Below are 20,801 nucleotides of genomic sequence, written 5' to 3' on the forward strand. Positions count from 1 at the left end.
CCCCAGTGTTCCAACATCCACTCATCGCTGGTGAGACGCGAGTGTTACCCCCAGTGAGCGAGTTCGTAGACTTGTCGTTGTGACCGAGAACGCTCAGCCTCAGACCGACCTTCCGGGTGCCTGGAACCCGGCCGATGAAGAAGCCACGCTCTACCAGCGGTGGGTAGACGCCGGGTACTTCACCGCGGACGCCTCGTCGGACAAGCCGCCGTTCTCGATCGTATTGCCCCCGCCGAACGTCACCGGCAGCCTGCACATGGGCCACGCGCTGGACCACACCCTGATGGACGCGATGAGCCGTCGCCGCCGGATGCAGGGCTACGAGGTGCTGTGGCTGCCCGGCATGGACCACGCGGGCATCGCGACGCAGAACGTCGTCGAGCGTGAGCTGGCCAAGGAAGGCGTCTCCCGGCACGACCTGGGCCGCGAGAAGTTCATCGAGCGCGTCTGGGAGTGGAAGGCCGAATACGGCGGCAAGATCCTCGGCCAGATGCGCCGTCTCGGCGACGGAGTCGACTGGTCGCGCGAGCGGTTCACCATGGACGAGGGCCTGTCCCGCGCCGTGCAGACCATGTTCAAGCGGCTGTTCGACGACGGGCTGATCTACCGCGCCGAGCGCATCATCAACTGGTGCCCCCGGTGCCAGACGGCGCTGTCGGACATCGAGGTCGACCACTCCGACGACGACGGCGAGCTCGTGTCGATCCGCTACGGCGACGGCGAGAACGCCATCGTCGTGGCCACCACGCGCGCGGAGACGATGCTGGGTGACACCGCGGTCGCCGTCCACCCGGACGACGAGCGGTACAAGCACCTGGTCGGCACCGAGGTCGAGCTGCCGCTGACCGGGCGCCGCATCCCGATCGTGGCCGACGAGCACGTCGACCCCGAGTTCGGCACCGGCGCCGTCAAGGTGACCCCGGCGCACGACCCGAACGACTTCGAGATCGGCCGCCGCCACGACCTGCCGATGCTCACGATCATGGACGAGCGCGCCGTGGTCACCGTGCACGGCCCGTTCCTGGGCATGGACCGCTTCGAGGCGCGGCCCGCGGTCGTCGCCGCGCTGCGCGAGGACGGCCGGATCGTCGCCGAGAAGCGGCCGTACGTGCACGCGGTCGGGCACTGCTCGCGCTGCGACACGGTCGTCGAGCCGCGGCTTTCGCTGCAGTGGTGGGTCAACGTCGAGTCGCTGTCGCGGATGGCCGGCGACGCGGTGCGTGACGGCCGGACCACGGTCTACCCGCAGGAGCTGGGCAAGCGGTACTTCGACTGGGTCGACAACATGCACGACTGGACGATTTCGCGCCAGCTGTGGTGGGGTCACCGCATCCCGGTCTGGTACGGCCCCGACGACCAGATGGTCTGCGTCGGGCCCGACGAGCAGCCGCCGTCCGGCGAGGGCTGGACCCAGGACCCCGACGTGCTGGACACCTGGTTCTCTTCGGGGCTCTGGCCGTTCTCGACGATGGGCTGGCCGGACAAGACGCCGGACCTGGAGAAGTTCTATCCGACCAGCGTGCTGTGCACCGGCTACGACATCCTGTTCTTCTGGGTCGTCCGGATGATGATGTTCGGCGTGTACGAGATGGACGGTGTGCAGCCGTTCGATCACGTGTACCTGCACGGGCTCATCCGTGACGCGCAGGGCAAGAAGATGTCCAAGACCCGCGGCAACGTGATCGACCCGCTCGCCTGGATGGACAGCTTCGGCGCCGACGCCACCCGGTTCACGCTGGCCCGCGGCGCGAACCCCGGCAGCGACATGGCGATCAGCGAAGAGTGGGCGGCCGGTTCCCGCAACTTCGGCACGAAGCTGTGGAACGCCACCAAGTTCGCGATGATGAACGGCGCGTCGGTCGAGCACCCGGTGCCCGCGGCCGCCGAGCTGACCGAGGCCGACCGCTGGATTCTCGGCAGGCTCGGCGCGACGGTGTCCGAAGTGGACGCGCTGTTCGAGGACTACCAGTTCGCGAAGGTGTCCAACGCGCTGTACTCGTTCATCTGGAACGAGCTGTGCGACTGGTACTTGGAGCTCGCGAAGGTCCAGCTGTACAACGGCACCGAGACGGCCGCGGCGAACACCCGCGCCGTGCTCGGGCACGTGCTGGACACCGTGCTGCGGCTGCTGCACCCGTTCATGCCGTTCATCACCGAGAAGCTGTGGGTCGCGCTGACCGGCGGCGAGTCGCTGGTGATCGCGTCCTGGCCGGTGGCCGACACGTCGTTCGCCGACGTGGCCGTCGACGGCCGGATCGCGGACGTGCAGAAGCTGGTCACCGAGGTCCGCCGGTTCCGCGCCGACCAGGGTCTCAAGCCGGGGCAGAAGGTCGCGGCGCGGCTTTCCGGCGGCGGCTACGACACGGTCGCGCTGCACGACGAGGCGATCCGCTCGCTGGTGCGGCTGACCGCGCCTGAGGACGGCTTCGCGCCGAGCGCGTCGCTCGAGGTCGGGCTCGCCGGTGGCGTCGCGACGGTCGAACTCGACCTGTCGGGCACCATCGACGTCGCGGCCGAGCGCAAGCGGCTCCAGAAGGACCTGGGCGTCGCCGAGAAGGAGCTGGCGACCACCGAGGGCAAGCTCGGCAACGAGGCCTTCATGGCCAAGGCGCCCGAGCACGTCGTCGACAAGATCAAGGGCCGCCGCGACACGGCCGTCGCCGACATCGAGCGGATCAAGGCCCGCCTGGCGACGCTTCCCGCGTAAGAACCCGTGATAAAGCGGGCTTTACTCCCCGGAGTAAAGCCCGCTTTATCCCGTCTGGCCTGCCTGGATCAGGCCCAGCAGTTCGGGGCCGAGCCGGCGGTCCGCTCGGGTGGCCAGGTAGGTCGGCATGACCGGGGACGGGTCGCGCAGCGGGCGGAAGGTCACGCCGGGTACCGGCAGCAGGTTCGCGTGCGCGGCGTAGAAGACGGTCCAGTGCGGGCCGAAGCCGAGCGTGGCCAGCGTGTCCTGCGCGGTGGTGAACTCCTTGCCCAGCAACGGTTCGAAGCCCGCTTCCCGGCAGCAGCGGACGATCAGGTCGAACAGCGGCGGGTTGCGTTTGCGTGAGCTCAGCCGCGCCGGCAGCTCGGCCAGTTCCGCGAACGCGACGGATTCCTGAGCTGCCAACGGATGCGCGGCGGGCAACGCGACGACGACCGGGTCGTCCCACAGCGGCGTGAAGTCCAGCTCGGGCGCGTCCCAGGTGCCGCGCACGATGGTCGCGTCCAGCGCGCCGGACCGGACGTCGCGCAGCCGCTGCTCGACGGGCGCGTGCACCAGGTCGAGGTGCGCGCCCGGCACGCGCTCGGTGAACGCGGCGAGCAGCCGGTCCATCCGGTCGCCGATGCCGTCGCTGGTGCCGAGCCGGATGGTGCGCTCGCGTTCCTCGCGCAGTTCCTTGACCGCGGCGAGAGCGCGTTCTTCGGAGGCGAGCACTTCCTTGGCGTGCGGGAGAAAGCGGTGCCCGAGGTCGGTGAGCGTGACGCTGCGCGTGGTGCGGTCGAACAGGTCGGAGCCGAGTTCACGCTCCAGCCGCCGCACCTGCTGGCTGACCGCGGGCTGCACGATGTGAAGCCGCGCGGCGGCCCGGCCGAAGTGCAGTTCCTCGGCCACGGTCACGAAGTACCGGAGTTGACGTAGTTCCACGCATACTCCCATTGATCACGACTGGTGATCAGTGTACGAGCGTCTCGCTCATTGGTCTATACCGGAGTGTCCGCCACGCTCGAAGCCATGAAGCTCTATCGAGAAGACGAAGGCACCGGCCGACCGCTGCTTTTCTTGCACGGCTGGGGAACCAGCGGCCGCGTCTGGGGCGCGCAGCTGCCGGAGTTCGCCCGCGACCACCGCGTCGTGACGGTGGATCTGCGCGGCTGCGGCCGCTCACCGCGACCGTCGCGAGGCAACACCATCGAAACCAACGTCGAAGACCTGGCCGAGGTGGCCCGCGAACTCGGCAAGCCGGTCATCGTCGGCTCGTCGATCGGCGGGCTCTACGCGACCGAGCTGGCGTTGCGGCATCCCGAACTGGTCGAGCGCGTCGTCACGGTCGGCGGCCCGGCGTACTGGCCGTCGACGGGCATGCTCGACAAGGTCCTCGCGCTGCGGGAAGCGCTGGTCACCGACCGGGCGGGTACTCTCGCCGGCTGGCTGCCGAACTGGTTCGCGCCAAGTACCTCGCCTGCGCTGATCGACTGGACACTGCGGCAAGTCCTTGATTCGGGTGTCTACATCGACGAGCTGTTCACCGAGTGCACCCGCTACGACCCACGGCCACGGCTCGCCGGGCTCGGCGTGCCGATCACCTACGTGCACGGCGAACTCGACGCCGAAATCCCGCTCGAGGTCCCGCGCACGTGCGCCGCGCTGACGCCGGGCGCCGAGCTGATCGTCATCGACGGCTCAGGACACCTGCCACATCAAGAACAACCGCTCGCCTTCAACGCGGCGCTGCGCAAAGTATTGGGGGACAACTGATGCCGAAGACCGCGGTCAAGATCAGCGGTGGCGAGGCGCTGGTGCACTACGACGTGACCGGCAGCGGGCCGGGTCTCGTGCTGGTGCACGGCACCGCCGCGACGCGTGAGCAGTGGCTGCCGCTGACGGAAGCGGCGCGAGACCGCTACACCGTCGTCGCGCCCGACTACTCGGGCTCCGGCTTGACGGTCGACCATGGCGGCGCGCTCACGGTCGAGGACCTGGCCGCCGAAGTGCTCGCGGCGGCCGACGACGCCGGGCTCGGCGAGTTCCGGCTCGTCGGCCATTCGCTCGGCGCCGTCGTCGCCGCGCGGCTGGCAGGCACCCACCCGGACCGCGTGCACTCCCTGGTGCTGCACGCTTGCTGGGCCGTCACGGACACCCGCTTCGACGCGGAACTGCGGTATTGGCTCGAATTGCTGAACGCCGGAGCGTTCGCCCGCATGCTGCCGTTGATGGCTTTTGGCCCCCGATACTGGGCCGCGGCCACGGCTGAGTCGAACGAAGAACTCGTCGCGATGCTGGGCGGCCTGATCAACCCGGTCGAAGCGGCCAGGCAGATCGAGGTCGACCGGCGAGTCGATCTCACGGAGATCCTGCCGAGGATCACCGCGCCGACGTTGCTGCTCGCCAGCGAGCACGACCGGATCGTCGACCGCGCCCAGCAGGACCGGCTCGCCGCGGCCATTCCGGGCGCGCGCCGCGCCCTGATCGATGCCGGGCACGGCGCCCCCGCCGAGGATCCGACGGGGTTCGCCGCCGCCATTTTGTCCTTTATGGACGAATGACCTGCTGGAAGACGACGTCGGCCATCCCGGACATGCCGATGCCGAACGGGTGATAGGCGGCCGCTCCCGGCGACCAGGAATCGTTCCGGCCGTTGACCCAGGCCGCCGTGCCCGCGCACGCGTCGTGGCCGAGCGACGGTCCGTAGAGGTCCACATAGGACGAATTGCCGTCGGCCTTGACCGCGTCGGAGATGGCGGCGTTCAGGGCCTCCTCGACGCTGTTCAGCCAGGCGTAGTCGCCGTCGGCGAACGGCAGCTCGTTGGGGCAGTACCCGCTCGGTGGCAGGATCCGGGGATAGCCGATCGCGAACACCCGCGCCCTGGGTGAACGCACGTGGATGCCGGACAGGACTTCCTTGATCCGCTCGGAGATCTTCGGGATCCCGGCCTTGATGCTGTCGACCCCGTTCACCGCGAACCGGCGCTCGCACGGGTTGCCGGTGGAGTTCGACGCGCGCAGCAGCGGGCAGGTGTCGATCAGCGTGCGGAACAGGTCGAAGTCGTTGCCGCCGATGCCGACGGTGACCAGGTCGGTATAGGTCTCCAAGGCCTTGTACTGCGCCGCGTTGGTGCCGGAAACCGTCGGCTGCGCGTAGGCCATCTGCACGGTCGACGCCCCCGCGCAGCTGACGTCGGTGTAGTGGGCGCCGAGCCGTGCGGCGACGATCGCCGGGTAGTTGCTCTTGGACCGCCCGCAGCCGAGCGGATCGCTCCGTTGCTGCGGGATCAATGGTCCCGACGTGTACGAATCGCCCAGCGCGACGTAGTTCAGCACCCCGGCTTGAGCGGTGAGAGTGGACGCCAGCAGCACGATCGTCGCGGCTGCGGCGGTGAAGACGGTACGCATCGAGACCTCTGTTTCGTGAGCGGAATTCACGGACTCCATTCACGTTCTAGCCAGCGATGATCGAAAGCCGGTGCCGCCGTTCGGGTGGTCAAGACCTTTGTTCACTCGCCCGTGGTGTAACAACGGGTGATTTCGACGTTGCTTAGGGTCAACCAACGATTCAGGCGAACAGGCCTCGGATGTCGTCGGCGTCCAAACCGGACCCGAAGGCGTTGCCGTCGTCCATCACGCTGGCGACCAGTTCGGCCTTCTTCGCCTTGAGCGCCATGACCTTCTGCTCGATCGTGTCCTTGGCGATGAGCCGGTAGACCATGACGTTGCGGGTCTGGCCGATGCGGTGCGTGCGGTCGACGGCTTGGGCCTCGGACGCCGGGTTCCACCACGGGTCGAGCAGGAAGCAGTAGTCGGCCTCGGTCAGGTTCAGCCCGAACCCGCCCGCCTTCAGGCTGATCAGGAACACCGGGTCGGTGCCGGTCTTGAAGCGCTCGATCACCTCGGCGCGACGCCGCGTGCTGCCGTCGAGATAGCAGTAGGTGAACCCCTCGGCGTCGAGCCTTTTCCTTACCACGTCAAGGAAACCGGTGAACTGGCTGAACACCAGCGCCCGGTGCCCGCCGCCGGTGACGTCCTGCAGCTGTTCGATCAGCGCGTCGACCTTCGCGCTCGGCAGACCGGAGTGCTCCTCGTCGACCAGGCCGGCGTCCAGGCTCAGGCGCCGCAGTAACGTCAAGGACTGGAAGATGGTGAACCGGTTCTTGTCGAGATCCCTGACCAGGCCGAGGATTTTCTGCCGCTCCCGCTGCAAGTGCGTCTGATAAAGCTTGCGGTGCTTGGGATGCAGGTCGACTTCCAGTACCTGTTCCTGCTTTTCGGGCAGGTCGGCGGCGACCTGTTCCTTGGTGCGGCGCTTGACCAATGGCTTGATGCGGCGGCGCAACCTGCCGAGTTTCTCGGGATCGCCTCGTTTTTCGATCGGCCGGACGTAGTACTCCTCGAACCGGTGCGGGTTCGGGAACAGCCCCGGCGCGGTGATCGACAGCAGCGACCACAGCTCCATCAGGTTGTTCTCCATGGGCGTGCCGGTGATCGCGAGCTTGAACGGCGCGTCGAGCTTGCGCGCGCACTGGTGCGCCTTCGCGTTGTGGTTCTTGACGAACTGGGCTTCGTCGAGCACCAGCCCGGCCCACTCGCGCTCGGTGTAGGCGTCGTTGTCCAGCCGGAACAGCGTGTACGACGTGACCACCACATCGGCGTCCCCGACGACCTCGGCGAGCGTCTGCTTTCGCTTTTTCAGCGTGTCCGTCAGCACGACGACTTTCAGGTCCGGAGCGAACCTGGCCGCCTCAGCCGCCCAGTTGGGCGCGACGCTCGTCGGTGCGACGATCAGGAACGGCGCCGTGGCCTTGGCGTGGCAGATCAACGCCAGCGTCTGCACGGTCTTGCCGAGCCCCATGTCGTCGGCGAGTATCCCGCCGAGCCCGAACTTCCACAGGAACGCGAGCCAGCGGAACCCGTCCACCTGGTACGGCCGCAGCTCCGCGGTCAGCGAAGCGGGCGGATCGACCGTGCCGACCTCGTCCAGCGAGCGCAGCTCGGTCAGCTGACGGCGCCAGGCTTCGGCCTGCTGGTCGACCACGCCGAGCGCGGTGAGCTCATCCCACAGCGTGACCTGGTAGCGGCTGATCTGCAGTGGCCCGCTGGGCTGGTCCTGCATCATCCGCGCCTCTTCCATGAGTCGCTTCAGTGCCTGGAATTCCGGCTTCAGCAAAGAGAAGTACGCACCGCTGGGCAGCAGCAGCTGGGATTCGCCGCGGCTGAGCGCCAGGAAGACGTTGACGAACGCGATCGGATGGCCCTCGACGAAGAACGCGATGTCGAGGCCGAACCAGTCCCGCTTGCCGACCAACTCGGCCGTCGAGAACTCGATGTTCACCGAATCCCCGACTTCGTGGTAGTCGGCGGGCTTGCCGGTGATGTCGACCTCGACGTCAGGCCTGCCTCGCAGCAGCGGCAACACTTCCATGGTGAACCGCATCGTGTCGCCGCCTTCGCAGACGAGCCGTTTCCGGCCTGGCGCGAACTCCGCGGGTACGTCGAGCCTGGCCAGCAACTTCTCCTCGCGGACGAGGTCGCGGTAGCCGGACACCTCCTCGGTGCTCAGCGGGTCACGGAACTTGGACTCGCCGACGCGATACGCCCACTCCCAGCCGACCTCCAGCGTGTGCTCCTTGCCGTACTCGGCGTGCACGAGCAGCTTCGGGCCGGAGACCTTCGGCGGGGTGAACGAGGAGTCCGACGACACGAGTGGCGCGACCGTGCGCAGCCGAGGGCAGTATTCGTCCCGGAACCGCGGCAGCTCGGCCGGCGGGATGCTCAGCAGTTCGCCGTCCAGCGCCATCCGCTGCAGCTGCGGGGGAGCGGGCGGAGTGAGCTTGGCCAGGCGCAGCCGCCACCTCGCCGGATCGTCGGTCCGCTCGCTGTCGGCGCGGTCGACGTAGACCAGGCCGTGCCCGCCGGAGCCGATGAACGCCACCGGCACCGCGTCGGACGGGACGCCGTCGAGCCGGATCGACGGCGCGACGGTCAACGCGTCACCGGGTGCGGTGGTGACGTCCAGGCAGACGTCACCGCTGACCGGCTGGTCGAGATCGCCCAGTTCCTTGCCGCCGTGCACCAGCCGGACGCCGTGTGTCGCGGCCTCGTCGAGCAGCGGCCAGAGCTGGTGGCTGTCGAATCCCGACAGGTCGATCGTGCGCACGTCGCCGTAGAAGTTCCGGGTCGGATTGTGCGCCTGATAGAGCGCGTACAGCTCCTGCAGCACCCGGAGCTGCTCGCTGGGATGCTCGTCGTAGTGATGCAGCGCGGCCAGCTTCGTCCAGCTCAGCCCGCTGCCGATCCAGCCGCGCTTGCCCTGTTTCACCAGCTTGGCCAGCGGGCTGCGGCCGGTCAGCGTCAGCTCGATCGCGAGCGGTGTCTTCGGGGTGACCGGCTCGTGCTCGAGCAGGTAGCCGAGCGAGGTCTCCCAGGACACCGGCCGCGCGGCACGCCGACCGGCATCGGCGGCGGCCAGCACCAGCGCCGTGACGTGCTTGCAGTTGTAGCCGACCGGGCAGGTGCACTGACCGGCCTGCAGCTCGGCGGGCTCGCCGTCGATGGTGTGGAAGTAGACCGTGGCGCGGTAGGTGTCGCCACGGCTGCCGGGCACCGGGCCGCTCAGCGTGCCCTTCGCTGGACTCCAGGACGGCTCCGCGATCGCGTACCGCTTCGCGTGCTCCACTCCCCGCGCATACGTCGCGGCACCGACGACGTCTTTGAGGTCGTCGGTGTCGAAGGCGGGCGGTGTGGCCATCCTCCGAAGCTAGCGCGAGCCACCGACAAAACCGGAATCAGGGCTGTTTCGTGTACTCCAGCAGGTACCGCCAGAACAGCAGCGGCCGGACGGTGCTGCCGGGCAGAAGGTCGCGCGACGTCCGCCTGATCTCGCTCATCGTCGGGTAGGTCTCCCTGATCGGCGCGCGCAGCGCGGGCTCGCTGCCGCCGTTGAGCCGCTCGCCCGCGTGCACCACGGCCCGCGCGAGCAGGTTGACCGGCGCCGCGGCCAGCCACAGCGCGTAGTCGCGGACCTTGCTCGGCTTGGCCAGCCCGAGCACCACCAGCACCCCGCCGGGCACCAGCGCCTCCTCCAGCACGCCCAGCATCTCGATCGGCATGTGGTGCAGCGAGGCGACGCACGAGATGTAGTCGTAGTGCTCGATCGGCAGCGGCTCCTTGGTCACGTCCGCCTGCCGGTACTTGGCCTTGCCGGGGCCGGGCGAGCCGGACGCCCTGGCCGCCTCGACCATCAGGCCGGACGAGTCGACGCCGTCGACCGTCAACCCAGCCGCGGCCAGCCGCCTGGCGAACCGGCCGGTGCCACAGCCGACGTCCAGCGCGACGCCCGGCCCCGGCGGCAGATGCCGCAGCAGCAGCGGGTGGTAGTGGTCGTTGTGGTTGAACGGCATGCATCCGATGCTGCCAGTAAACGCGCACGTAGACTCGTGTACTGCGGAAAGTATCGAGCTTGGGAGTTTGTGTGCGGCAAGACGAGCCCTTCGACGACGACGAAGACGACGGCCCGGTCACCGGCCTGCCGGATCTGGTCGATGAAGAGGGCTACGACCCCGCCTTCGAGGCGGGCGGACGGCCGGGCAGCGGTATCGGCGGCGTCGGCCAGCTCGGCGACAACGTGGTGCTCGGCCCGGTGCCCGACCTGGTCGCCGCCGAGGACCAGGAGCTGCACGAGCTCGACGACCAGGGCGTCGAAGAGCACCACGCCGACCCCAACGGCCGCGAGGCCCGGCAAGCGCTCATGCGGGTCGAGGCCGAGCTGAACCAGCGCTGGCCGGAGACCAAGATCGAGCCGTCGACGGCGCGCATCTCCGCGCTGCTGCACCTGCTCGGCGAGCCGCACCGCGGGTACCCGGTGCTGCACGTCGCGGGCACCAACGGCAAGGGCTCCACCACGCGCATGATCGACGCGCTGCTCACCAGGATGGGCCTGCGCGTCGGCCGGTACACCAGCCCGCACCTGCAGCTGGTCACCGAGCGGATCGCGCTCGACGGGCAGCCGATCTCGGCGGCCAAATACGTTGACCTGTACGAGGACATCGCGCCGTTCGTGTCCATGGTGGACGGTGCGGGCGGGCCGGACGCGGTCCCGATGAGCAAGTTCGAGGTGCTCACCGGCATGGCGTTCGCGGCCTTCGCGGACGCGCCGGTCGAGGCCGCGGTGATCGAGACCGGCATGGGCGGCACCTGGGACGCCACCAACGTCGCCGACGGCGAGGTCGCGGTCATCACCCCGATCTCGCTCGACCACACCGACTACCTCGGCACCGACGTGACCAAGATCGCCGCCGAGAAGGCGGGCATCATCAAGCCGGGCAGCGTCGCGGTCATCGCCGAGCAGGACGACAACGTCCTCAAGGTGCTGCTGGAACGCGCCATCGAGGTCGACGCCAGCGTCGCGCGCGCCGGCAGCGAGTTCGGCGTGCTGGAGCGCGAGATCGCCGTCGGCGGGCAGCTGCTCAAGCTGCAGGGCCTCGGCGGTGTCTACGACCAGATCTTCCTGCCGCTGCACGGCGCCCACCAGGCCGCCAACGCCGCGCTCGCGCTGGCCGCGGTCGAGGCGTTCTTCGGCGCGGGCAAGGACCGCCAGCTGGTGGCCGAGGCCGTCCGCGAGGCGTTCGCCGAGGTCGAGCAGCCCGGCAGGCTCGAACGCGTCCGCGCGGCACCGACCGTCATCCTCGACTCCGCGCACAACCCGCACGGCGCCCGCGCGCTCGCGCAGGCGCTGGCCGACGAGTTCGCCTTCCGCAAGCTCGCCGCCGTGGTCGCGGTCATGTCCGAGAAGGACGCGCTCGGCATCCTCGAAGCACTCGAACCGGTGATTTCGGACATCGTGGTGACGGTCAACTCGTCGCCGCGCTCGATGCCGCTGCTGGAGCTGAACGACCTCGCGATCTCCGTGTTCGGTGAGGACCGCGTGCGCGCCGAGTCCAGCCTGGACGCCGCCGTGGAGACCGCCATCGGCCTGGTCGAGCAGCACGACGACCCTGAAGAGCCGCTGGCGGGCGGCGGTGTGCTGATCACCGGCTCGGTGGTCACCGCTGGCGACGCGCGCACGCTGTTCGGGAAGGAACCCGCATGAGCGAGGTCAAGCCGCCTGCCAAGGACCCGATGAAGTCGTTCCGCGGCGTCATGTCGGGCACGCTGATCATGGAGGCCATCGCGGTCGCGCTGGCTCTGCCGGTGGTCGCGAACGTCGGCGGCGGCATCAGCACGCTGACCGGCTGGTCGATGATCGTGATCGCGGTCGCGCTGATCGTGCTGTGCGGCATGATCAAGCGGCCGTGGGCGGTGCCCGCGGTGCTGGCGCTGCAGGTCGCGATGATCGCGTTCATCGTGACACTGCCCGCGATGGGCATCCTCGGTCTCATCTTCGGCGGCATCTGGCTGTGGCTGCTCTGGCTGCGCAAGGACGTCCTGCGCCGGATGGCCGCCGGCACCTTGCCCAGCCAGCAGTAGTCGTGAGCGTTGCGGGCGGTTCTAACCGCCCGCAACGCTCACGAGCCCTTTACCGCAGACGCACCACTCGCAGCGCGGGCGAGCTCATGATGTCCCGTTCGCAGAAGCGTCCGCGCACCCATTCGCCTTGCCCGAAAAGCTTCGTCTGGTCGGAGAAATAGGGTGACGTCGGATCGGTCGACTGCGAGTACGTGAGCAACGTCGACGCGTCCGGGCACCGATCCCGCCCGAACCCGACCACCTGCACGAAGCTCGTGCCATGGACCACCTCGGCGTTGCCCTTCGCCGGATCCCACACCGGCGTCACGACATTCAGCACGCCGAGCGCGTGCGGAGCGCCGTGGATCGGGATCCGCTCGCCGTTGCGGGTCACGGCCTGACCGTCGGCCAGCCGGGCGTCGAGCGGGAGCTTCGCGGCCGTCAACTCCGCGACGGCATCGCTGAAAGCCTTACGCACCAAGGGATTGTCAGTGTCGAGCGTGTTCGGCGTGTTGACCGGGTCCTTTGGGTCGAACGCGACCTTCCACGGGTTGGGCGGCAGCTTCAGCACGAACTGCTCGAACAGCAGCGAACCGCGGGAATCGAGCGTGTACCGGTGGTCCCAAGCGGTCAGCGCGGCGCACGCGGGTCCGGCGTCGCACAGCTTCGCGGCGTCGGCGGCCGCGAGTTCGGCCATCCGGCTCCGGTCGCCGAAGAGCAGCCGCTTCATCGAGTCCGGAGTGAACGTCTTGCCGTCCACGCTCAGCAACGCCTCGCGGGTGCGCGCCGAGCGCGTGGTGCCGATGTCGCCGACGATGCGCGGGTACCCGGTGATCGGCGCCTTCACGTTCGCCTGCCAGGGGCTGTCGTTCGCGTTGAGCGCGTAGTCACGGCGCTGGGTCATCGGCAGTTTCCCGGGGCCGAGCAGTCCGGGCTGGACCGCGTCCGGGTCGCTTCCCCAGCCGCACGCCGACCGGGAACCGTCGAGCACGGAGAAGCCGGAAGCCGGGAAAAGGTTACGCCCCAACGGAGTTGAGCACTCGTTCACCAAAGTGTCGGTGACGTGTGGGACAGTCTGGATGTCCGCGTAGAGCGCGTTCCCGGCCCGGTCGGTGGCGATCGTGTTGACCCACGGCGCACCCAAGGTCGACGAAAGCGCGCGCACGATCTGGCGCGTGTCCTGTGCCTGGTCCAGCTGGAACCAGGTGTTGAGCCCGCGCAGGTTCGTCGCGTTCGCGTCCCGCACCGCGTAGGCGGACTTCGTGGTCCACGGCACCGGTGTGCCGAAGAAGGAGGTGAGCACCGGCCCATAGCGAGTCGAATACAACTGCCTGCCGACGTCGGCGAGCGAACCGTCCGGCTGCTTGACCTTGACGTGCACGGTCGTCGAGGTCATCTTCTCCGGCTTGCCGTCGACCAGGTACGTCATGCGGTCGTCGGGGGAGAGCGGCACCTCGTACAGGCCGACCGTCCGCGCGGTGGCGACCGTGTGCGTCCACGCGGCGTTGGCCGTGTGCCCGATCTGGATCAGCGGGAAGCCGAGCAGGCTCGCGCCCGCCGCGTCGAACCGCCCGGGAATGGTGAGCTGCGACTGCCAGAACCGCCGTCCGCCCTGCCAGGGGTAATGCGGGTTGCCGAGCAGCACGCTGCTGCCGTGCGCGGTGGCGTCGGCGCCGATCGCGATGCCGTTGCTGCCGAGGTCTCCGGTGCCCAGCGCGGCGTCGGCGGCCGCGGCGATCTTCGCCGCGTCGGCGGGAGCTTCAGCCGTGGCACCGGGCTGGGAGTTCACCAGCGCGTCGGCGAGCGCGCCCTGCCCCGCGACGCCCGCGACGGCGTAGAAGTGCCGGTAGACGTCGAGTTCCCGGATCGGCCTCAGCCACGCGGCACCGCGGCAGGTGGGGTCGGTGACCCCTTGCGCCAGGTACTTGTTGTACCCGGCGACATAGCCCGCGACGAGCTGCCGCACCTCAGGCAGCGGACCCTGCGGCGCACGCTGGGCGACCAGCCCTTCGACGACCCCGGAGTCGTTGAGACGCTGGAAATGCAGGTCACTGGCGAGGTTCGTCCGCGCGCCACTGAGCGCGTCGTTCCCCTTGCCGTCCGGCCCGAGGAACCGGGACCGCTCGGCGCTCAACGTCAGATACCCGTTGGCCAGCTCGCAGAAGTTGTCCTTCGCGGCGGCATACCCGTAGCCGTAGCCGAGACCGTCGAAGGAACGCGCGACGATGTGCGGGACACCGTGCTCGGTGTAGCGGATCGTCGCGCGTGGTTCGTGGCCCGCCGACGCGGGCGAAGTGAGCAAGGACATGGTGGTCAGCACGCAGGCCGCCAGCACTGGGACTCGCATGCTTCCCAAGCTAGCCGGTTCACCGCCCGGAAAGCCGCCGTTGGCCAACCGGCCGCACTGCCGGGATAGAAACCGCGCATGACCGAACCGACTCGCCGTACCCTGCTGCGCGCAGGTTTCCTGGGCGCCGGAGTGCTCGCCACCGGAGCACTGCGCGCCCCGCTCGCGGGAGCGTCCCCGCTGGTCCGACCCCGGCCCGTGCTGACACATGGCGTGCAGTCCGGTGACGTGACCACCGACTCCGCCATCGTCTGGACGCGCGCGGACAAGCCGTCCCGGCTGATCGTCGAGGTGTCGTGCGACGAATCGTTCCGGCACGCGCGCCGCATCCGCGGGCCGGTGATGAGCCCGGAGACCGGCGGCACCGGCAAGGTCCGCATCCCCGGTCTGCTGCCGGGCACGGAGTACCACTACCGCGTGGTCGCCGACGACGACCGGACCCGCAGCGAGCCGCTGACCGGGCGGTTCGGCACGGCTCCGCTGCCGTTCAGCCGCCGCGACCTGCGGCTCGTGTGGGGCGGCGACGTCGTCGGCCAGAACTGGGGCATCAACCCCGAGCGCGGCGGCATGACCATCTACGGCGCCATGGCCGCGCGGAACCCCGACCTGTTCCTGCACAGCGGCGACACCGTGTACGCCGACGGGCCGCTGACCGAGACCGTCGCGCTGCCCGGCGGACGGACCTGGCGCAACATCGTCACGCCGGAGAAGTCGAAGGTCGCCGAGACGCTCGACGAGTACCGCGGCCAGTTCGCCTACAACCTGCTCGACGAGAACCTCAAGCGGTTCGCCGCTTCCGTGCCGAGTTACGTGCAGTGGGACGACCACGAGGTCGTCAACAACTGGTATCCCGGCGAAATCCTCAACGACCGCCCCGAATACACCGAAAAGCGCGTCGACGTGCTCGCCCCGCGCGCGTTCCAGGCATTCCACGAATGGCACCCGATCGACCGCCGCGCGGCCGTCGACGGCCGCGTCTACCGGCATTTCCGCTACGGCGCGCGTGCCGAGATCTTCGTGCTCGACATGCGGACCTACAAGGACGCCAACACCTCGGACCGCACCAAGCCCGGCCACATCCTCGGTGACAAGCAGGCGCGCTGGCTCGTCGACGCGCTCGACCGCAGCACCGCGACCTGGAAGATCATCCAGGCCGACCTGCCGATCGGGCTGACCGTGCCGGACGGCAAGGACATCGAAGGCGTCGCGAACGGCCTGCCCGGCGCGCCTGGCGGCCGTGAGACCGAGCTGGCCTGGGTGCTGAGCGAGATCCGCAAGCGCAAGGTGCGCAACGTGGTCTGGCTGACCGCGGACGTGCACTACACGGCCGCGCACGAGTACTCGCCGGACCGCGCGACCTTCCAGGACTTCGATCCGTTCTGGGAGTTCGTTTCCGGTCCGCTCAACGCCGGCGCGTTCGGGCCGAACACGCTCGACCCGACATTCGGGCCCCAGGCCGTTTTCGTGCACGCGCCGCCCGCCGCGAACACCTCGCCCGCCGACGGTTTCCAGCATTTCGGTGAGATCAACATCGACGGTTCCAGTGGCGCGCTGACCGTTGACCTCCGCGACGCCACGGGTGCTTCGCTGTGGTCGAAGACCCTGCAGCCGCAGCGCCGCTGACCAGCCGGATAAGCTCGCCACGAATACACGAAATCCACCCAAGGAGAAATACCGTCGTGACTGAACGCACCCTGGTTCTGGTCAAGCCCGATGGCGTCGCGCGCGGCCTGGTCGGCGAGGTCATCTCGCGGATCGAGCGCAAGGGCCTGAAGCTGGCCGCGCTGGAACTGCGCACCGTCGAGCGCTCGGTCGCCGAGGAGCACTACGCCGAGCACAAGGAGCGCCCGTTCTTCGGTGACCTCCTCGAGTTCATCACCTCGGGCCCGCTCGTCGCGCTCGCCGTCGAGGGCCCGCGCGCGATCGCCGCGTTCCGCCAGCTCGCCGGTGGCACCGACCCGGTCGAGAAGGCCACCCCCGGCACGATCCGCGGCGACTTCGCGCTGGAGACCCAGTACAACCTGGTGCACGGCTCCGACTCGCCGGAGTCGGCTGAGCGCGAGCTCAAGCTCTGGTTCCCGGAAGCCTGAAAGACTCGTGAGTGTTCCCGACGGTGAGAACCGTCGGGAACACTCACGACCTTTTTGGAGGACCTCATGCCGCTCGCGCCCGCCGACTACCTTCCGCACCTGCGCCGCCTCGTCGCGGAGTTCGAGCGCGTCCTGCGCACCGCCGACCACGACGCGCCCGTCAAGACGTGCGGTGACTGGCGGCTGACGGACCTCGCCGTGCATCTCGGCAACGTCCATCGCTGGGCCACCGGCATGATCATCACCGGCGAGTCCATCAAGCAGGACTTCGACAAGGTCCCGGACGGCGACCTGGCCGACTGGTACGCGGAGTCGGCGGCCAAGCTGATCGAGGCACTCGAAGCGGCCGATCCGGCCGACCCGACCTGGCATTTCGGCACCAGCGCCAAGATCAAGGCGTTCTGGTTCCGCCGCCAGACCCAGGAGATCGCGGTCCATCTCTACGACGCGGCCACCTCGGCGGGCGAGGAACTCGTGCTCGACCCCGTCATCGCGGCCGACGGCGTCGACGAGGTGCTCACCGAGATGCTGCCGCGCGTCACCCGCTGGCACACCCCGCCGCCGCTGACCGCGTCGCTCACCCTGCGCGCCACCGACGCCGGCACCTCGTGGCACCTGCCCGCGGTCGGCGAAGGCGAAGTGCCCGCCGTCGGCGAGGACGCCGAGCCCGCCGCGACGGCCGAAGGCACTGGCCAGGAACTGCTGCTCATGCTTTGGCAGCGCTACCCGCTCGCCAAAGTCGAGCTCGGTGGCGACACCGCCGCGGCCACTGCTTTCCTTTCCGCCCGGATGACGCCCTAGGCCGTTCGGGGAGCGTTCACCCGCAGGTCTTCTCACGGCCCTCCTGATCAGGTGAGCTTGTTCTCAACCATTCACTCGATGCTGGGGTAGCTCGTGAAGAAGTCACGCCTGCTTGCGCTCACGGCCGTGCTGGGGTCCGTCCTCACCGCGCCCGCCACCGCCGACCCGCTGTCCGCCCCGCTCGGCCCGCCGCCGGTCGAAGCCGCGCCCTCGGCCTCGTCCGCGCACGAGGGCCCCGTCACCTACGCCACCGCCGAGCCCGACGACGGCCTGCTGACCAGCAGCGCCACCTCGCCGGTCGCGCCGGGACTGAACCTCACCGAGTTCGACCGCTACGACCCACTCGGCTGGATCCGCGGCGACACCCTCGCCGTCGACCTCACGGTGAAGTCGTTGCGCCCCACCTATCTCAGCCCAGGCACGGTGTCCGCGAGAACACCGCTCTCGCAGCAGGTCGGCCGCACCGGCTCGGTCGCGGGCGTCAACGGCGACTTCTTCGACATCAACGCCTCCGGCGCGCCGATCGGTGTCGGCATCGACAAGTCCCAGCTGCAGACGGCGCCCGCGGCAGGCCACAACCTCACCGCGTCGGTCACGGAAGCAGGCCGCGCGCGGCTCGCTGAGGTGTTCCTCGAAGCGTCGGTCACCCTGCCGGGCGGTCAGGTGCTGACGGCGTCGAACTTCAACAGCCCCGAGGTCGCCTCACTCGGCGTCTACACCCCGCTCTGGGGCGCGTCTTCGCGGCGCACGGCGGTCACCGGCGCGGCCAGGGTGCGCGAGATCGAGCTGCGCGGCGGCGTGGTCAGCGCGGTGCGCACCCAGCCGGCGGACGGCCCGATTCCTGCCGGCAGCACGGTTCTTCTGGCCAGAGACGCCGGAGCCGACGCGCTGAGCGCGCTGCGCGTGGGCGACCAGGTGGGCGTCACCTTCGCGCCGCGCAGTGACGCCGGGAAGATCGCGGTCGCCGTCGGCGGCAACAAGGTGCTCGTCAAGAACGGCCAGATCCAGCCGGTCGACTCGGTCGCGATGCACCCGCGCACGGCTGTCGGGTTCTCGGCGGACGGCCGGAAGATGTGGCTGGCGACCATCGACGGCCGCCAGATCGACAGCCGGGGCATGACCGAGCTCGAACTCGCCAGGCACATGAAGTCGCTCGGCGCGTCCGACGCGATCAACCTCGACGGCGGCGGCTCGTCGACGCTGATCGCCCGCGAGGAAGGCGAAGCCGCGCCGACCGTGCACAACTCGCCGTCCGACGGCGGCGAGCGCACCGTGCCCAACGGCATCGGCTTCGCGACGGCCGCGGGCAGCGGCAAGCTGACCGCGTTCGCACCACGCCCGGTCGAGGACACCACGGACGCCCGCCGGGTGCTGCCCGGCTTGACCCGCAAGCTCTTTCCCGGCGGTCACGACGAAACCGGCGCGCCCGTCGCCGCCTCGCCCCAGTGGTTCACCACGAGCCCGGCGCGGGGGAGCGTCACGCGAGGCGTCTTCACCGCGCACGAACCCGGCGACGTCGAAGTCAGGGCGGGACAGGGACTCGCGCGCGGACGGCTCGGGCTTTCGGTGCTGGGCAAGGCAGTCCGCCTCGCCACGAGTACCGAGCAGGTCGCGCTCTCGGGTGCTTCGGCGCGCGGCACGTTCAAGGTGCTCGGCTACGACGCGGACGGCTACGGCACCTGGATCGAGCCGGACGACGTCAAACTCGACTACGACCACTCGGTGGTGCGCGTCGAACCGTCCGGCGACGGGTTCGCCGTGACCGCGCTGAAGGCGGCCGGGGCGTCGGTCATCACCGCGACCGCGGCCGGATTGTCCACGCATCTCAGCACTTCCGTGGGCACCGAGTCCCGCCTCGCGTCCGGTTTGGACGGTCCGAACGGCTGGAGCGCGAGCGTCTACCCGGCGGTCGTCGGCGCCGCGCTGGCCGAGGCGCCCGGTCACGGCGGCCGAGGCTTGGCGTTGGACTACCGCCTGACCGGCACCAACGCGACCCGCGCCGCGTATGTGACGGCGGCCGTGCCGCTCGCGGTCCCGGCGGGCACGCAGAAGATCGGCTTGTGGATCAACGGTGACGGCAAGGGCGCCTGGATCCGCGGCGAACTCCGCGACGCCGCGAACGTCCCTTCGATCGTCGACTTCTCGCTGAGCGTCGACTGGACCGGCTGGCGCTACGCCGAGGCCACTGTGCCCGCCGCGTTGCCCGCCGGGCAGCGGCTGACCAGGTTCTACGCCGTCGAGAACATCCCGGACCAGCAATACGAAGGCCGTCTCGTCTTCGACGACCTGACCTTCTCGGTCGCGCCATCGGCCGAGGTGCCTGCGGACTCGCTCCCGCACGACCCGGCACTCGGCCTGGCCGGCACGGGCGGCCTGCGCGTCGCCGTCGTCAGCGACGCCCAGTTCACCTCGGACAACCCGGCGATGGTCGGCCAGGCACGCCGCGCGCTGCGCGAGGCCGTCGCGGCCAAGCCGGACCTCGTGCTCATCAACGGCGACCTGGTCGACCGCGGCACCGCGCCGGACTTCGCGCTGGCCAAGTCCGTGCTGCTCGAGGAACTCGAAGGCAAGGTCCCCTGGTACTACGTCCCCGGCAACCACGAAGCCGACGGCGGACACGGGCTCACCGAGTTCCAGGCCGCCTTCGGTGAGACCCATCGCGTGGTCGACGTGCGCGGGATCCGTTTGATACTCCTGGATTCCTCGCGCGGAACCCTGCGCGGCGGCGGCTTCGACCAGGTCCGGCTGCTGCGCTCGGCCTTGGACGGCGCACAGGCCGATCCCGCGGTACGCGGTGTCGTGGTGGCGATGCACCACCCGGTCCAGGACCCGAGCCCGACCGGCGGTTCCCAGCTGACCGACCGCAAGGAGGCCTCCCTCCTGACGACCTGGCTCACCGATTTCGAGCGTGCGTCAGGAAAACCGGCTGGCGCGATCGCCTCGCACGCCGGTGTCTTCAGTCTGTCGCGAGTGGACGGTGTGCCGTACCTGATCAACGGCAACTCGGGCAAGGCGCCCGCGGCCGCGCCCGGCGACGGCGGCTTCGTCGGCTGGACCCTCGTGCGGATGGACCCGGCCGACCGGCGCGAGCCGGTGCGCTTCGAAACCCGCCCGAACGTGGACTCGCTGAGCATCTCGGGACCTGCGGCTTTGGCGCCTGGCGGCACGGCCCAGGTCTCGGCCGTGCTCACCCAAGGCGGGCGGCAGGTACCGGTCGCGTATCCGGTGAGCGCGGCTTGGACGGGCTCGTGGGGCACCCGCGTCGGCGCGCGTACGGCGCCGTGGGACGTCGCGGCGTTCGATCCGGCGACGGGCGTGCTGACGGCATTGCGTCCGGGCACCGCGCGCCTGACGGTGACCGTGAACGGGGTGAGCCAGACACTGGTCGTCCAGGTCGGCTGAGCGCTGGGGTCGTGAGTGG

Annotated in this window: 14 protein-coding genes; 9 read left to right on the plus strand and 5 right to left on the minus strand. The window is 69.5% G+C overall.

Going from position 1 to position 20,801, the window contains the following annotated elements; genetic code table 11:
• Positions 1-79: 79 nt before the first annotated feature.
• Positions 80-2,707, plus strand: coding sequence for a valine--tRNA ligase (locus AB5J62_RS09600; RefSeq protein ID WP_370947794.1), 2,628 nt, complete (start codon positions 80-82; stop codon positions 2,705-2,707).
• A gap of 45 nt (positions 2,708-2,752) precedes the next feature.
• Here the strand turns inward: AB5J62_RS09600 and AB5J62_RS09605 are convergent, their stop codons facing one another.
• Positions 2,753-3,631 carry a LysR family transcriptional regulator gene (locus AB5J62_RS09605; RefSeq protein ID WP_370947795.1) on the minus strand — a complete coding sequence of 293 codons (879 nt, stop codon included), beginning with the start codon at positions 3,629-3,631 and terminating at the stop codon, positions 2,753-2,755.
• An 87-nt stretch (positions 3,632-3,718) separates the two neighbouring features.
• Between AB5J62_RS09605 and AB5J62_RS09610 the strand changes: the two genes are divergently transcribed.
• Both AB5J62_RS09610 and AB5J62_RS09615 read left to right on the plus strand, forming a co-directional pair.
• The gene (locus tag AB5J62_RS09610; protein ID WP_370947796.1) at positions 3,719-4,462 is read left to right on the plus strand and encodes an alpha/beta fold hydrolase; all 744 of its coding nucleotides are present in this window, start codon (positions 3,719-3,721) and stop codon (positions 4,460-4,462) included.
• Entirely contained in the window at positions 4,462-5,250 is a 789-nt protein-coding gene (locus AB5J62_RS09615; RefSeq protein ID WP_370947797.1) for an alpha/beta fold hydrolase, read from the plus strand. The genes AB5J62_RS09610 and AB5J62_RS09615 overlap by 1 nt, the downstream gene beginning before the upstream one ends.
• Here AB5J62_RS09615 and AB5J62_RS09620 read toward each other — a convergent pair.
• The 3 genes from AB5J62_RS09620 to AB5J62_RS09630 all read right to left on the minus strand — a co-directional run bounded on the left by AB5J62_RS09620 (position 5,237) and on the right by AB5J62_RS09630 (position 10,098).
• Complete coding sequence (locus tag AB5J62_RS09620; protein ID WP_370947798.1) at positions 5,237-6,097, minus strand: SGNH/GDSL hydrolase family protein; 861 nt, start codon at positions 6,095-6,097, stop codon at positions 5,237-5,239. The two genes, AB5J62_RS09615 and AB5J62_RS09620, sit on opposite strands and share 14 nt — an antisense overlap.
• Positions 6,098-6,257: 160 nt before the next feature.
• Positions 6,258-9,446, minus strand: coding sequence for an SNF2-related protein (locus AB5J62_RS09625; protein WP_370947799.1), 3,189 nt, complete (start codon positions 9,444-9,446; stop codon positions 6,258-6,260).
• A gap of 37 nt (positions 9,447-9,483) precedes the next feature.
• Positions 9,484-10,098, minus strand: a complete 615-nt coding sequence (locus AB5J62_RS09630) for a class I SAM-dependent methyltransferase (RefSeq protein WP_370947800.1) — start codon at positions 10,096-10,098, stop codon at positions 9,484-9,486.
• A 71-nt stretch (positions 10,099-10,169) separates the two neighbouring features.
• Here AB5J62_RS09630 and AB5J62_RS09635 point away from each other — a divergent pair, with 71 nt between their 5' ends.
• Positions 10,170-11,786 carry a folylpolyglutamate synthase/dihydrofolate synthase family protein gene (locus AB5J62_RS09635; protein WP_370947801.1) on the plus strand — a complete coding sequence of 539 codons (1,617 nt, stop codon included), beginning with the start codon at positions 10,170-10,172 and terminating at the stop codon, positions 11,784-11,786.
• Positions 11,783-12,163 carry a DUF4233 domain-containing protein gene (locus tag AB5J62_RS09640; protein WP_370947803.1) on the plus strand — a complete coding sequence of 127 codons (381 nt, stop codon included), beginning with the start codon at positions 11,783-11,785 and terminating at the stop codon, positions 12,161-12,163. Before AB5J62_RS09635 ends, AB5J62_RS09640 begins: the two co-directional genes overlap by 4 nt.
• Before the next feature lie 49 nt (positions 12,164-12,212).
• Here the strand turns inward: AB5J62_RS09640 and AB5J62_RS09645 are convergent, their stop codons facing one another.
• Positions 12,213-14,489, minus strand: a complete 2,277-nt coding sequence (locus AB5J62_RS09645; RefSeq protein ID WP_370947804.1) for a penicillin acylase family protein — start codon at positions 14,487-14,489, stop codon at positions 12,213-12,215.
• 78 nt (positions 14,490-14,567) lie between these two features.
• On the opposite strand from AB5J62_RS09645, the gene AB5J62_RS09650 reads away from it, so the two are divergent.
• The 4 genes from AB5J62_RS09650 to AB5J62_RS09665 all read left to right on the plus strand — a co-directional run bounded on the left by AB5J62_RS09650 (position 14,568) and on the right by AB5J62_RS09665 (position 20,782).
• Complete coding sequence (locus AB5J62_RS09650; RefSeq protein WP_370947805.1) at positions 14,568-16,112, plus strand: alkaline phosphatase; 1,545 nt, start codon at positions 14,568-14,570, stop codon at positions 16,110-16,112.
• Positions 16,113-16,168: 56 nt separating this feature from the next.
• The gene (gene ndk / locus AB5J62_RS09655; protein WP_370947806.1) at positions 16,169-16,579 is read left to right on the plus strand and encodes a nucleoside-diphosphate kinase; all 411 of its coding nucleotides are present in this window, start codon (positions 16,169-16,171) and stop codon (positions 16,577-16,579) included.
• Positions 16,580-16,645: 66 nt separating this feature from the next.
• Positions 16,646-17,380, plus strand: a complete 735-nt coding sequence (locus tag AB5J62_RS09660) for a maleylpyruvate isomerase family mycothiol-dependent enzyme (protein WP_370947807.1) — start codon at positions 16,646-16,648, stop codon at positions 17,378-17,380.
• Positions 17,381-17,473: 93 nt separating this feature from the next.
• Entirely contained in the window at positions 17,474-20,782 is a 3,309-nt protein-coding gene (locus AB5J62_RS09665) for a phosphodiester glycosidase family protein (protein ID WP_370947808.1), read from the plus strand.
• Positions 20,783-20,801 lie beyond the last annotated feature (19 nt).

Source organism: Amycolatopsis sp. cg5, assembly GCF_041346955.1.
In the GTDB taxonomy this organism is placed as follows: domain Bacteria; phylum Actinomycetota; class Actinomycetes; order Mycobacteriales; family Pseudonocardiaceae; genus Amycolatopsis.

Coding starts and splice junctions, on each gene's coding strand:
- AB5J62_RS09625 (WP_370947799.1), bottom strand. CDS start 9,446: ATGGCCACACCGCCCGCCTTCGACACCGACGACCTCAAAGACGTCGTC.
- AB5J62_RS09640 (WP_370947803.1), top strand. CDS start 11,783: ATGAGCGAGGTCAAGCCGCCTGCCAAGGACCCGATGAAGTCGTTCCGC.
- AB5J62_RS09620 (WP_370947798.1), bottom strand. CDS start 6,097: ATGCGTACCGTCTTCACCGCCGCAGCCGCGACGATCGTGCTGCTGGCG.
- AB5J62_RS09645 (WP_370947804.1), bottom strand. CDS start 14,489: ATGCGAGTCCCAGTGCTGGCGGCCTGCGTGCTGACCACCATGTCCTTG.
- AB5J62_RS09630 (WP_370947800.1), bottom strand. CDS start 10,098: ATGCCGTTCAACCACAACGACCACTACCACCCGCTGCTGCTGCGGCAT.
- AB5J62_RS09660 (WP_370947807.1), top strand. CDS start 16,646: ATGCCGCTCGCGCCCGCCGACTACCTTCCGCACCTGCGCCGCCTCGTC.
- AB5J62_RS09615 (WP_370947797.1), top strand. CDS start 4,462: ATGCCGAAGACCGCGGTCAAGATCAGCGGTGGCGAGGCGCTGGTGCAC.
- AB5J62_RS09650 (WP_370947805.1), top strand. CDS start 14,568: ATGACCGAACCGACTCGCCGTACCCTGCTGCGCGCAGGTTTCCTGGGC.
- AB5J62_RS09610 (WP_370947796.1), top strand. CDS start 3,719: ATGAAGCTCTATCGAGAAGACGAAGGCACCGGCCGACCGCTGCTTTTC.